This window comes from Bradyrhizobium sp. OAE829 (assembly GCF_040546575.1).
Taxonomy (GTDB): Bacteria; Pseudomonadota; Alphaproteobacteria; order Rhizobiales; family Xanthobacteraceae; genus Bradyrhizobium.
This window is the reverse complement of record NZ_JBEPOE010000001.1, coordinates 2,627,579-2,640,863: the sequence shown is the minus strand read 5'-3', so window position 1 is coordinate 2,640,863 and position 13,285 is coordinate 2,627,579. Positions and strand designations below refer to the sequence as shown.

Here is a 13,285-nt window from a genome sequence, read left to right as displayed (position 1 = left end):
ACCAAGGTGTTTCCGGTTATGGTTCTCCGGTGAGGAACGAGTGCCCCCTTATGGCGTTTTTAGGCGGGAGAAGACGACGGCGGATCAGGTGTCGACGTGATGCTGTACCGGAGGCAGTAAATGAGGATCGCGCAGATTGCGCCGCTCTTCGAGAGCGTGCCGCCACGGCTCTACGGCGGAACGGAACGAGTCGTTTCATACTTGACGGAGGCTTTCATCAAGCAAGGTCATCAGGTCACGCTATTCGCCAGCGGCGATTCCATCACCTCCGCCGAGCTTGTTCCTTGCACGCCCCGGGCGCTGCGCCTCGATCCAGGCGCCCGCGACCCGATCCCGCATCACGCGCTGATGCTCGACAAGGTGCGGGAGCGCGCCGACGATTTCGACATCCTGCACTTCCACATCGACTATCTGCACTTTCCGCTATTCCGACCGGAGGCCCGACGGACCGTGACGACGCTTCACGGCCGCCAGGACGTTGCCGACCACATGCCGTTCTACCGCCGGTTTTCGGATATGCCGCTGATCTCCATCTCCAACGCGCAACGGGCGCCATTGCCCAGCGCGAACTTTGTCGGAACCGTCTACCACGGGCTCCCGCTTGATCTTCACAAGCCGAGGTGGACGCCCGCCGGCTATCTTGGGTTTCTTGGCCGCATCTCGCCCGAGAAGCGGCCCGACCGCGCCATTGCCATCGCACAAGCCGCGGGCCTGCCGCTCAAGATCGCGGCGAAGGTCGATAAGGTCGACGAAGCCTACTTCCAAAACGTCATCGCGCCACTCTTGAACGGGACGGACGTCGAATTTGTGGGCGAGATCAACGAGAGCGCCAAGACCGAGTTTCTCGGCCAGGCGGCCGGATTGCTTTTCCCCATCGATTGGCCCGAGCCGTTCGGGCTGGTCATGATCGAGGCGATGGCCTGCGGAACGCCGGTGCTCGCCTTTGGGGGCGGATCGGTACCGGAGATCGTCGAGGACGGGCTGACCGGGTGCATCGTCTCGAGCGTTGACGAGGCAGTGCGGGCCATTCCCGAACTGCTGGCGCTGGACCGGAAAGTCATCCGGGCGCGATTTGAGGAACGATTCTCCGCGCTCCGTATGGCCTCCGACTGTCTAAAAATCTACTCCATCCTCCGTACCCACGGGACGCAGCAGATCCAGCTCCCGGCTGTTCCTTACTCCTACAACGGGGCGCGTGCTGTTGAAGAGTCGGCAACGGCTGCTCTGCGGGCGTGCAAAACACGCGCTGATCCTTTCGAAGACGGGCGCTTCCGGAAAGATTCAGATAACGGATTTCGTAGCGGCGGGTAACGCGTTTATTTTCGGGGTCCTGTAGTGTCCGTCCCAGTCCAGGTTTCACGGGCTTTACAGGCAAGCGCCGGAATCATTCGTTCGATTGGCCGATTTGGAGGCGGGTGGGTATTTGTCCATCGCAATGGAGTTAACGACGGCAGCCATCGCCTTTGGCTATCCGCGCGAGCGCTAAGTAGTGAATAACAGCGGGTCTGTAGACCTTTGGCTATCCGCGACTGGCGCCGTTGTGAACGGCGGGCGATGGCTCCACGCTATCGACTCTTGGGCGGTGAATTTGTTCCCCGACTGTGTATCCTTTCGACGCGGCACGACGCTCCAACCCCAACGGCGGGGTCAGAACACGCACACGTCACGTCACGGGGATTCGATTGCGGCACCTCGGCGATTTGGGTGGAAGCCGGGATCGCCCTTCTTCCATACCGCCCGAGCAGCGTGGTAGTCGAAGGGGAACGTGAATGGTTAGGTCGACGAGTTGGCCGTTACCAGACTGGGCAGAAGTGCACGCAAATCCTCATGCACGGCAAAGCAGCCAGCATCCAACAGTGCCTCGGAAGAAAATCCACCTGTAAGTACGCCAGCGGCAGACGCTCCCGCTTCAAGGGCGGCTTCGGCATCGTATGGCGTATCGCCCACCATGACGGATTGCGGTCCTGAGAGACCAAGTTTGCTGAGGGCCAGGCCGATGAGACGGGGATCGGGTTTGCCATGTTCAACGTCGTCGCCACATGCCTTTGCTGTGACAAACTCGTCAACGTCGAGTAAAGAGAGATAATGCTTCAGTTCGGGTCCTTTGCAATCCGTCGCAAGCGCGATCCGCCCGCCCTGCCGGACGAGCGACTGAAAAACGTCGCGGATGCCCTCGAAGGGCTGCACGCCATTAAGATACGTTTCTCGATATATCCTCGCTTGCATCGTGAGGATGTCCTTCCTCACCGACTCTGGGGCATCAGGTACAACAAGTTGAAGCGTTTGATCGCCGTCTAGGCCAGAATAAAGTTGAAGCGTATTGTAGGGTACCGGCGGACCGTAGCGCTCGATCGCTTCCTGCAGGCTTTTCAAGGTTTGCGGAATGCAATCGACCAGCGTGCCCTCCACGTCGAAAATGAAACCTGAAAACATCACTCGCTCCGGTGTGGGCTGGAATATTGCTTCAATTCCGGCCTAGGGAAGGGGTTCCTAATCCAACCGGGGGCACTGATGGGCGAAGGAACCGGAGCCCAATCCTTTGGTTGATTGTCGATGTCGGAAGAACTCGACAGTAAGCTTAAGACCGCTCTCGACGAGTCACGCCTCCTCATCCTGGGGGCGCAGGTCTTATTTGGCTTTGCCTTCCAGGCCGCCTTTCAAGAGCTGTTCGTTGAGGTGGATACGGCCGGTCGGATCGCGCAGATTGTTGCACTTGCCCTACTCAGTATTAGCGTCATGCTCTTGATAGTTCCTTCCCTTCACCACCAGATTGCCTGCGATGGCCGAACACTCCACAGTGCGCTTAACGTAGCGACCGCGTTTGCGGCATGGAGCCTGCTTCCTCTCACGTTGGGTCTGGGCGCATCAGCATATGCCGTCTTGGGCCGCTTCGCAGGTAACCAGACGGGCATTATCTTTGCAGGTCTGTTGACTGCGACGGGCCTCGCACTGCTTTACGGGTTGGGGTTTGCACTTCGCAAGCAGCGAAAGGGCCTCACCCAAGCGGACGCGTCCGTACTTTGGAGCGCTTGCCCTAGCGGTGCGCGAGCAGAACGGCTGGCGCTATATCGGTCATGTCGGAACGGGCTTTTCTCACACTACCCTGGAGCAGCTGTACAGCAAGCTCATCAAGCTCAAAGCCTCGAAATCCCCCTTTTCTGCGAAAGTGAAGGATGAAGCCGTCACGACGTGGGTCAAACCGTCGCTGGTGGCAGAGGTGAAATTCACTGAGTGGACGACAAAAGGTGAGATACGCCATCCCGTATATCTAGGGCTCAGGGCAGACAAACGCGCGGAAGACGTTACCCGCGAGCGCGAGAAACCTGGTCACGCCAAGATGCCGGGCAAACGGTCCCCGTCGCGTCCAGCGCGATCTTCTTCCACTCTTCAGCCATCCGCAGCCAGGCCTTCTGGTCAGTCACGTCGTTAGATGCTCAGCCTGAACCCGGAAAGTTCTGCCCGCGCGCGGAACCTGGCGATGTCTTGTTCGGACATTCCACTGAGATGTCATCGTCTTTCGCATCACATACTCATTTTAGGCTATGGGTGATCGCGGCGGGGAACGTCGCGATCACGGCCCTCTCCGGATTTGGCACGGTGAGGCAGTCGATCTTGGCACTTTTCGATAAGTACATCGTTTGAATAGGAGGAACGCTCACAACTGCATTCGCGCCTGAGCAAATCCAGAGCATCAATTCAACGTCAGAGGGAGACGAACATGGCTGAGGGGACGACACGATCGCGTACAGGCGCCACTGCCCATGGCGAAACATTGAGGACAGCGAGCAGGCGATAGAAGCAGGTCGCGAGTTCAATGATAAGGCTGGCGATCTTGTAGGGAACAAAAAACCTGAAAGACCACGCGTCGGGCCTGGCCAATGACGCAAAGGAAATGATAGGGCAGGGGACCGAAACGTAGACAGCTTGGCTGAGGCGATACGTTGCGCCGGCCGGGAGTTCGACAGCGATTTTCCCATTTTCGGAAAATACATCCGGAACGCCGCATCCCAAGTTGAAAGCGTGGAGGGCTCGATCCGCATGGGGAGCCTCAATGATCTGGTGCTCGATGCGCAATCCTTTGCAAGACGGCAGCCCACGGCTAGTCTCGGAATCGCCGCTCTAGCAGGTTTTGCTTTGGTTCGCTTCTTGAAAATTTCCGCGGACGCTCCGGCAGACGTATCGGTGCACCGAGGGGGGCGGCAGGCGCAAACCTCACAAACTAGGTATCGAGATGGGTTCTCAAAGTGAGCGCTCGATCGGGCAACCCTTTTCAATGCAAACGCTAGCGCGTTCATTGTTCAGATGGCGCTTGATGATCCGTCCAACGCCAAACGTTCGGCACAGCGTGTTCCTGCGCCTGGCGTCGCGGTCGTTCCTAAAGTCGATGGGCGTAAGTCAATACAGAATGAGGAACAACGCCGCCCCAATTGCTTGTCGTGGCACAGAGAAGGAGATTGCCGAGGTCGATAAGCTTCCCCGGTAAACTGCTCGTTATGACCCTTCTGCTGTCGCCCATGGCTTCTTTGCTCAAAGTGGTGGTGGCGGCGGTGGAAGCTCAGGCGGCGGATCTGCGGGGGTGGCTCATCAAGCGGCGCCTCTGCCGGTGGCGCGTCCGGAGGTTCAGTGGGGACTAGTCCGGGAACCACAACCCCTAGCGCAGGCTCCGCCGGCGCCGGCAGTTCGGCAATCAGCGGTGCGCCGATGGGCCCGCGAATCCCGCGGGTCTCAATAATTCGTTGAACGACCCGAGCGGGGCGGCCAACGCTGGCGCGCCTCTGAACGTACCGGGCACCAATGCAGCAGGGACCGCAAACTTGGGCGGCTCCCTTGGGAATGCGAACGGGGGAAACTCAGCACCTCGCGGCTCCATCACAACTGGGACAGCAGGTAACAGAGCCGGTGGCACAAGCACTGGCCGCATTGACGGTACGGTAATCCCCGGCGGCCCTTCCACTCCCGCTGACGCGGTAATTAGCCAAGAAAATGCCAAAGTCGATCAGAAGGTGAAAAGTATCTGCAAAGGTTGCTAGAAACGAGCAGCACCAGCTACCCTAGTTGCTTGCCGAAGCCTTTTTGAACTTTCACCGAGATGCGTAACCCGCGGAGGCCACCGTGCGCGTCGACTTACAGAAGTGAATATGTAGCGCGGGCTACGAGAGACAGCCTCCCTGATGAATCGCATTGGACGGGTGAAAGGCTGCGGATCAGAATCCGCCGTGGGGCCTGGCTGGTCGCAGCGAAGATTGAGGGCGGGCCAATCTTCGGACGATCGATAAGGCCGGAAGGTGCGTCCTCACGACTTACATGCCGTTCAGTTACCAATTGTGTGAAGGTGTATGCGGAACGGGCTCTCAGTCGAACTTCGTGAATTTCTGAAGCGCGAGCCAGCGCAACCACCATCCCGCTATGGAACCAACCATCTTTCGCGGGCTTGGTGCATTTTTAACCCGGAGGACTCACATGAACAAGCTACGACATTCGCATTTTTTCGTCCTGGAATCGTCTTTGGCCCCGGCCCAGACCGGCGGGCCAATGATGATGGGAAAAGACACCAGCAAAACAGGCGCTACGCCGCCCAACGCAGGCGCGAATGCGCCCATCACGGTTGATCCAAAAGCCAAGAAACCGGCTCTGCTACCAGGCGCGGATACCAGCAAAGCTGGCGCTTCGCCGCCCAACGCAGGCGCCAGCGCGCCCATCGCGGCCGCGCCCGCGGCCAAAGGCAAAAAGTAAGATGAGAGCAGTTTTTGGCGTCTGGGAAGGTCCCGTCCCTACGGGGCCTTCTTCGTTTGCTAAAGGATGTGTCCGGATTCTGATCCTCATGGACGATTCCCGGTTTCGCTCCTTACCCGGAGGGCACGCTGCCGCGCCGATCCCATCCAGTTTACAAATGACTGTCGAAGAATCACTTCGAGCAACCCGCACAGCGATATGAGGCGAGCAGCCGGTGCGTATCAGTGGACCGATTGCCTACATTATCCTCTATGCCGCTTTGTACGCTGCGTTTGGTGTGGCTTCGCCGTTTTGGCCGAAGTTTTTCGAGTCGAGGGCTCTGAGTTCTCAGCAGATCGGTCTGGTCCTGGCTGCCGCAATGTCCATGCGGTTGGCGGCCGGGCCGCTGATCGGGCTACTCGCTGATTGCATGAGATCGTTGCGCGGCGTGCTCGCTATCTGCATCGTAATGGCGGCTGGAGCTGCCGCCACGTTTATATGGGCGGATGCTTTCTGGCTGTTCCTTGCAGTAGCTTTGATCCAGGCCGCTGCACTTGCGCCCACGACTTCGATTGCTGACGCCTTATCGGTGAACTCAGCCAAACCAGAGAGTGCCGGGAGACAGTTTGAATATGGTCGAATACGCGGTTCGGGGTCGGCCGCTTTCATATTGGGCACGCTAACGGTGGGGCAGCTCATTAGCCCCGATGATCTCGAGCCGATCATCTGGTTGAATATGGCCCTACTCATCATCTCCGCCGGCGCAACCGCGCTGGTGCCGGCTGTTGCCCCTCCATCAGGACCGCCTCCAGGCGCCCGACGTGTTCTGGTTCGAGTGCTTGAACTTCTCAAGCTGCCGCAGTTCCGGATTCTGATTTTGGTGTCAGCTCTAGTCTATGGCAGTCACGCAATGCATGACGCATTCGCCGTGATTCGGTGGAGCAATGCGGGAAGCAGCACCCCGTCCATAAGCATCCTGTGGTCCGAAGCCGTAGCTGCAGAAGTCATAATGTTTTTTCTGATTGGTCCAGCGCTAATTGATCGGTTCGGTGCGCGCGGTGCCGCTGCCCTGGCCGCCGCGGCAGGCATCATTCGTTGGTCTATTGCAGGCGTGACCACGTCCGTTTTGCTGCTCTCTATTACCCAGCCGCTACATGGATTGACTTTCGCCCTGCTTCATCTTGCGTGTATGCGCATGATGGGAGCTCTGGTGCCAGCGGCCTTGTCGGCCACCGCCCAAGCGCTGTACACATTCGGCGCGGGTTTCGTGACTGCTGCACTGACGTTGTTGTCGGGGGTTCTCTACGCAAGGTACGGAGGAGAGGCCTTCGTTCCTATGGCTGTGCTTTGCGGTATTGCCCTCCCGTTTGCCTGGTTTGGCTTCGCTGACCGGAGGCATCGATGTATAGGTTCCTGACGAGGCAAGCGACCCGCTCGCTGGGCCCCACCCTAGAGTGCTAGCAGGCCTTACAAGGTGCTGGCGAACCCAATTGCTTCGCAGCGTGGCAATTCACCGGCAAGCACGTCGGTGTCATCACGCCGCAACTTCCGGAACTGTTGGTAAAAATAGGCTGGTTTGTCATAATGTCGGACGGCCATAGACCAATGACCAAACCCTTGCTTCGAGTTGCTAAGCGCCCGCGCAGGGCGCGAGCTGGGCGCGGGGCGCGCCTTGAACAGCCGACATTCGCCAAGGCTTACCCCTGATCCAGATCCGATCGATCTCGATAGAGCGCCACCCCGTTGGCAAGAGTACGGGCCCTTTGCACCAATCTTGGGGATCTTCCGGTCCTGGCTCAATCCTTGGAAACCCCAGAATCAACCCCAGTAAAAGGCCCCCAAGATTTGCAAAGAAGGGTCCGGCTGGCGGTTGCTCGGGAAATACGTCTTTGCGGTATTCGAGCGTCTGCATGAACCTGCCGGTGCAGAAGTCACCATAGCCTCGGTCCAGCATTTCCAACGAAAGCCGCCTGTTGCCGGAACGGGCCGCCCAAACGCCATACAGGGCAGACAGCATGGGACTGCCGATGTATCGTTTTGCAATCTTCAAATAAAACGCGAGAGTAGCTTGCTCGGTCTCGTCATCGAGCCCGCAGCTGAGGGGAAAAATGCCCATCAGGGGATCGGGTGTCGCCGCCTTTTCCTCATCGACGCGAAATGCATCGTGAGAAATTATGACTTTACCTCGTTTGGGGACGACCATCTTCGTCGCCATCTCAAGCCAAGCAGGATCAACCGGCCTGTTCAGCCGCTTTGCAGCCGAAATGGCGTCACGCAAAATTGTCTGCGCAGAAAGGTTCGTAAATACTGCATTGTCGGAAGGCGATTTGCGCTCCGCGATACCCATCGAGGCACGAATTTCATACTTTCCGCGTCGCTTAGTCACGCGGCTCTTGATCCACTCGGCCACGCCGAACAGTACAGGCCATGCCTTATCCCGCAAGAATGCATCGTCGCCAATTACGTCGGCGCAAAGCGCAAAAGCGCGGGCGATATCAAGCGAGGCATGGTCCTCGCGCCATGCTGCCGAACCTGGCATAGGCGCGGCCTCTTCTCCGGAAGATGGCGCACTTTCCCAGGGAAATTGCAGTCCGCGTCGCCCCATCAGGCGTGCATTGCTGCGGGCGGCCTCTAGATTGCGTGCGCGGTAGTCGAGGAGTCCCTTTGCCGCATCGGGCTGAAGAAAAAGCAAGGGCGGGACACAGAAGGTCTCAATGTCCCACATCACATGACCGAAATAGTAATGGTAGTCATGCCAAGTCGCCAAGCCGAACATGGACGTTGAAGCAGGAGAGGAGCTATGTCCAGATGACATGAGGTAGAAGAACGCGGCATCCGCCATGGCTTGCCAACGCTTCTCTGCACCCACTAGCCGAATCCGGCTTCTCCACAATTGGGCCCAGCAAGCCCGATTATTTTTCTTGATTAGATCAAAGCCGATGTTAGCCGCCATGGCGATCAGCCTTGAAGCCTGGTAATCCGGCTGATTGTGGAGTGCACTCGGAACCAAACTGACTAACTGTCGGAGTTTATACCGCCGTCCCCGGCGACCCCGCCACGCATATTCGCTCCTTAAACCTTCACCGTCCAATGGCGGTCGTTGCGGTTTTGCATCATCTCCAACTAACTCAGTCACGTAAGCAATTCCGCATGTAGAAATCGCGCCGGCGCTTTCCCAGAGCACGGAACCGTCGCAGGAAGGCTTGGCTTCCCCAGGCGTGTCGCGATTATATCGTAGCGGGCGTCCTTCTATCCCTGATAGATCTATCCTTGCCCGAACCTTAAGGTCCGAGGCGGCATCGACATCAATGGCGATCTCTTGGCAGACCACGGTGGGCTGCTCTCGGCTGCAGAATGACGTCACGGCAATTTTGGCTTGATGTCCCTTCACTCTGAACCGCAGGCGCGTCGTCAATTCGGCCGTCGAAAAATCGTAGGCCTGGTCGACGATGTGAACACTTTGAGGAGTGTCCGACATCCAAACCCCTTCGAGGCAAATGTCACCGGCGAGCGGATAGGGAGCGAATGCCGCCGCCTCGATTTTTCTCTCAGGATGCTCCCCGGAGAATCCGCTAAGCAGTGCCATGCCGGGATTGAGTGGATTGTCGCGGATTTTCAGCCCTACGACGCCATTTGACAAATAGGCCGGCAACTCGTTGGCAGCGCTTCCGGTGACTGGCGGGGGACTTATAGGACCGTCCATTGCAATTTCCTCCAGGCCTCGCAACGCTCAGCGAGGAGTGGCGTTCCAAACGCCAAAGGGAGGGTAATAGAAAGGTCCCGCCGAGGCCGGAACGCTGGATTTACCGACGCGTTGCTAGGGCGTTACGCTCAAAGCATCTATAGAAGCAGGGTTCTACAATGCCGGCTGAAAATGCGAAGTGGTGGAAGACCGGGGTCATTTATCAGATCTATCCCCGCTCGTTTCAGGATAGCAACCACGATGGGGTGGGAGATCTCCGAGGGATAATAGACCGACTGCCTTATCTAGTAGAACTTGGCGTCGACGCCATCTGGCTGTCACCAATTTTTACATCGCCGATGGCCGACTTCGGCTATGACATAGCGGATTACACCGGTGTGGATCCCTTGTTTGGAAATTTGGCTGACCTCGATAGCCTGATAGACGCAGGCCGTCGCAATCACCTGAAGCTCATTCTAGACCTGGTTCCCAATCACACGTCGGATCAACATTCCTGGTTTGTTGAAAGCAGAGCCTCCCGTGATAACCCAAAACGCGATTGGTATATCTGGCGTGATGCGGCTCCGGATGGGGGGCCTCCAAATAATTGGCTGTCAGAATTCGGCGGAAGCGGGTGGGAATTCGACTCGAGCACCAACCAATACTATTACCATACATTTCTCTCAGCTCAGCCCGACTTGAACTGGCGCAATCCCGCCGTTCGCGAGGCGATGCATGACGTCATGCGTTTCTGGCTGAGGCGCGGCGTCGATGGATTTCGCGTCGATGCCGTCTGGTATCTCATCAAGGATGATCAATTTCGCAATAACCCTGTCAATCCAGATTTTCGTCCCGGCGAGCTTCCCCGCGATGCGTTAATCCCGCTTTACACGGCAGACTTACCGGAGGTTCATGACGCGATTGGTGGCATGCGACGCGTATTGGACGAATTTCCCGATCGAGTTCTTCTCGGCGAAATTTATCTGCCGATCGATCGTCTCGTCGCCTATTATGGCCGCAAGCTGGACGGCGTCCACTTTCCCTATAATTTTGCTCTCCTCACCGCCAAATGGGAAGCTCGCTCGATCGCTCAATTAATCGACGAGTATGAGGCAGCGCTCCCACCGGGAGGGTGGCCGAATTGGGTGTTAGGCAATCACGACCGGCCCCGCCTTGCAACTCGAGTGGGGCCGAACCAGGTGCGAGTTGCCGCGATGCTTCTAATGACTTTGCGCGGGACACCGACCCTCTACTACGGTGATGAAATTGGCATGCAGCAGGCGGCAATTCTGCCGGAACAGGTTCGGGACCCGTTCGAAAAGAACGTTCCAGGCATCGGTATTGGTCGCGACGGGTGCCGCACCCCGATGCAATGGGATGGTACGAAATCGGCAGGTTTTTCGGATGCTGACCCATGGTTGCCAGTTGGTGGCAACTTTCGCGAAGTGAATGTGAACAGTTTGAGCAAGGATAGGGGCTCGCTCTATTGGCTCTACCGTCGGCTGATCGATCTCCGGCGCAAGCACATTGCTCTTGCAGAGGGCTCGTATAAGCCCCTGATGGCGAGCGGCGAACTCCTGCTGTTCTATCGTGAGCTGCGGGAGGAGCGGGTGTTGATAGCCCTCAACATGGGGCCTGAGCCTATCGCGGTCTCGTTTCCTGACGAGAGAGTATCTGGCTACGTTCTTTTATCTGCATTTGCAGACCGCGAGGGGGAAGCGGTGAGCGCCAAGCTCGATTTACGCGGCAACGAAGGGTTGCTGATGAAATTGGACTCGGATCGGCGCGCCAATTAGGAACATATCGCAACATCGAGCGTTCGATGAATTGCTAGACATCAAGCGTTACACATGGGTGAACAAGGAGATGAGGATCGCTCAGATTGCCACGCTGATGGAGAGCGTGCCGCCAAAGCTCTACGGTGGGACTGAACGGATCGTTTCCTAACTTACGGAGGAGTTGGTCAAATTAGGTCACGACGTTACGTTATTTGCTAGCGGAGATTCAGTACCTCGGCCAAATTGGTGGGCTGCGTTCCGACGGCCCTTCGGCTGGACCCTAAAGTCTGTGATGTAATTCCGTACTACATGCTCATGCTCGACCGGGTCAGCGCCAGGCACACCAATTCGATGTTCTCCACTTCCACATCGACTATTTGCACTTTCCGCTCTTCAGCGAAATGTCCTCGCGAATCCTGACCACACTCCACGGAAGGCAGGATCTCCCGGACATCAAGCCGATCTATATGGGTTTTGACGAGATGCGTTTGGTCTCCATTTCCGATAGCCAACGAATTCCGATTCCGAACGCAAACTTCGCCCCAATACGCCGCCGACCCTTTTGAAAGAAAGCCCAAACGCATTCTACGCAAACACACCTGTACGGCCGGCAAGCGGTGACTCTGCCTAGTTGGATAATCGCTCGGTTACTGGCGCGGCGTTTTGACGGCATATTCGTGAGCAACTTCGAACGGGACGAGATGGGGCTGGACCTCTTCCGCCATGCCTGCAAAAGGACTGGAGGGCAGTATCAAAACTGGACGACGCGCCTTACCGCCCGGCCGATCGCCCATTGGGCGATGATCAAAAACCGGCTTCTCTGGCCATGAACGGCGCGAAAGATGCGTTTTCATGAGCGACGGAGTTGTTGCCATTGCCACCGCGAAGTAGCCGAGCGCACACCATCTGCAAGGGGTGAAATAGCGGGCTACTCGGCCGCACGGCGATTGCGGCACGTCATCCAACGTCTTACCGGTCAGCGAAGAGGGCAACGAAAAGCCCAACGCAATCGACCGCAGGCGGAGGAACGTTAGATACCATCACGGCTTATCCTCGCATTCGAAGGAGAAGATGCTCATGAAACCAATATGCCGAAAAGGTCCGGCAGGCTACACGCGAGCAGTGATTGCGTTGTCGGCCCCGTTCCTTTTCATAAGCGGCCGTCTTGAAGCCCAAGGCCTGCCAATTCAGAATGCATCGCCCATCCCGATCGCGATTTGGTTTGTCGGCGTCTTTATACTCGGCGGCTTCATCGCGTATGGCATCTTCCGAAACCGGAGCCGTACGCGCGCAGAAAAAGAATTGACGGACCGGGCGACCCGCCAAAACTACGCTGAAGAGGATCGCAAAGCGCGCTCGGCACGGTCCAACTTAAGTTAACCCATACTGCGGGCCAAGGATGCGTTCCTGATGGATGGCGATAAGCCCCGGTTGACGCGCCGCCGCTATCCTGACGCTCCGAGCAAGACGTGGCATGACGATGTGCGTGTCGGGACGATCGCCAAAGCGGAGGGCCAAAGAGGCTTCACCTATTGGACCCGGGACTGTGGCTTCAGCGTTAACGGCGCCAGTCGCGACCACCGATCCGGCGCAGCGGCGACCTATGACGACGCGCGCGCAGCTTCCTTGCCGCATGGGCCGAATACCTTCCAAAGCGAACGCCAGAGGATTTTGACAACTGGCGCCGCGAAGCCGCTTGGACTGCCGAGAAGTATGCACGCTGGGGTCGCGGGCGAACTCCGCCATGGCCGCTACCTGGGTTTGTGTCCAGACAGGCACTGGCACCGGAACAAAGTAGCCGAGCACACCATCATCTGGGGTAGGTTGAAATAGCGGGGCCCGGCTACTCGGCCGCACGGCGGTTGCGGCAGATCATCCAATGTCTGATTTCTAAATTTGTTGTAAAATCATCATCTAAGTAAAGCGATTTAATGTTCCATTTGAGGGTGCAACTCAACAGAAAAGCCCGCTGACGTGAACCGGTCAGCGTTCCGGATGCATTCGAGCGTTACTCCGAGCCGCGTTTAAGTAGTTTTGCGCCCGGCAAAACGCTGCGACGAATGCTTGTACTTTGCGGAGCAGCGCTATCAATTATGCGCTCCTATCCAATCGG

6 protein-coding genes and 3 pseudogenes are annotated in these 13,285 nt (G+C 57.5%); 7 read left to right on the top strand and 2 right to left on the bottom strand.

What is annotated here, in order from left to right:
- The first annotated feature begins 120 nt into the window (after positions 1–120).
- Entirely contained in the window at positions 121–1,311 is a 1,191-nt protein-coding gene (locus ABIE49_RS12820) for a glycosyltransferase family 4 protein (RefSeq protein WP_192740753.1), read from the top strand.
- Positions 1,312–1,773: 462 nt separating this feature from the next.
- Here the strand turns inward: ABIE49_RS12820 and ABIE49_RS12815 are convergent, their stop codons facing one another.
- Entirely contained in the window at positions 1,774–2,433 is a 660-nt protein-coding gene (locus ABIE49_RS12815; RefSeq protein WP_192740752.1) for an HAD family hydrolase, read from the bottom strand.
- A gap of 120 nt (positions 2,434–2,553) precedes the next feature.
- On the opposite strand from ABIE49_RS12815, the pseudogene ABIE49_RS12810 reads away from it, so the two are divergent.
- From ABIE49_RS12810 to ABIE49_RS12795, 4 genes and pseudogenes are all read left to right on the top strand, one after another.
- Positions 2,554–2,943: pseudogene (locus ABIE49_RS12810) on the top strand (DUF6328 family protein); the annotation flags it as partial.
- Between the two features lie 52 nt (positions 2,944–2,995).
- A pseudogene (locus ABIE49_RS12805) lies at positions 2,996–3,325 on the top strand (ATP dependent DNA ligase); the annotation flags it as partial.
- Between the two features lie 2,135 nt (positions 3,326–5,460).
- Entirely contained in the window at positions 5,461–5,733 is a 273-nt protein-coding gene (locus tag ABIE49_RS12800) for a hypothetical protein (RefSeq protein WP_192740751.1), read from the top strand.
- A gap of 214 nt (positions 5,734–5,947) precedes the next feature.
- On the top strand, positions 5,948–7,129 hold the full coding sequence (locus ABIE49_RS12795) for an MFS transporter (RefSeq protein ID WP_192740750.1): 1,182 nt from the start codon (positions 5,948–5,950) through the stop codon (positions 7,127–7,129).
- Between the two features lie 213 nt (positions 7,130–7,342).
- Here the strand turns inward: ABIE49_RS12795 and ABIE49_RS12790 are convergent, their stop codons facing one another.
- Positions 7,343–9,415 carry a glycoside hydrolase family 65 protein gene (locus ABIE49_RS12790; RefSeq protein WP_210337588.1) on the bottom strand — a complete coding sequence of 691 codons (2,073 nt, stop codon included), beginning with the start codon at positions 9,413–9,415 and terminating at the stop codon, positions 7,343–7,345.
- 158 nt (positions 9,416–9,573) lie between these two features.
- On the opposite strand from ABIE49_RS12790, the gene ABIE49_RS12785 reads away from it, so the two are divergent.
- Both ABIE49_RS12785 and ABIE49_RS12780 read left to right on the top strand, forming a co-directional pair.
- Entirely contained in the window at positions 9,574–11,190 is a 1,617-nt protein-coding gene (locus ABIE49_RS12785) for an alpha-amylase family glycosyl hydrolase (RefSeq protein WP_192740749.1), read from the top strand.
- A gap of 70 nt (positions 11,191–11,260) precedes the next feature.
- A pseudogene (locus ABIE49_RS12780) lies at positions 11,261–11,711 on the top strand (glycosyltransferase); the annotation flags it as partial.
- Between the last annotated feature and the right edge of the window lie 1,574 nt (positions 11,712–13,285).

Excerpts from the sequence above, each read along its gene's own strand:
- ABIE49_RS12785 (WP_192740749.1), top strand. The coding sequence starts at position 9,574 with ATGCCGGCTGAAAATGCGAAGTGGTGGAAGACCGGGGTCATTTATCAG.
- ABIE49_RS12800 (WP_192740751.1), top strand. The coding sequence starts at position 5,461 with ATGAACAAGCTACGACATTCGCATTTTTTCGTCCTGGAATCGTCTTTG.
- ABIE49_RS12820 (WP_192740753.1), top strand. The coding sequence starts at position 121 with ATGAGGATCGCGCAGATTGCGCCGCTCTTCGAGAGCGTGCCGCCACGG.
- ABIE49_RS12815 (WP_192740752.1), bottom strand. The coding sequence starts at position 2,433 with ATGTTTTCAGGTTTCATTTTCGACGTGGAGGGCACGCTGGTCGATTGC.
- ABIE49_RS12790 (WP_210337588.1), bottom strand. The coding sequence starts at position 9,415 with ATGGACGGTCCTATAAGTCCCCCGCCAGTCACCGGAAGCGCTGCCAAC.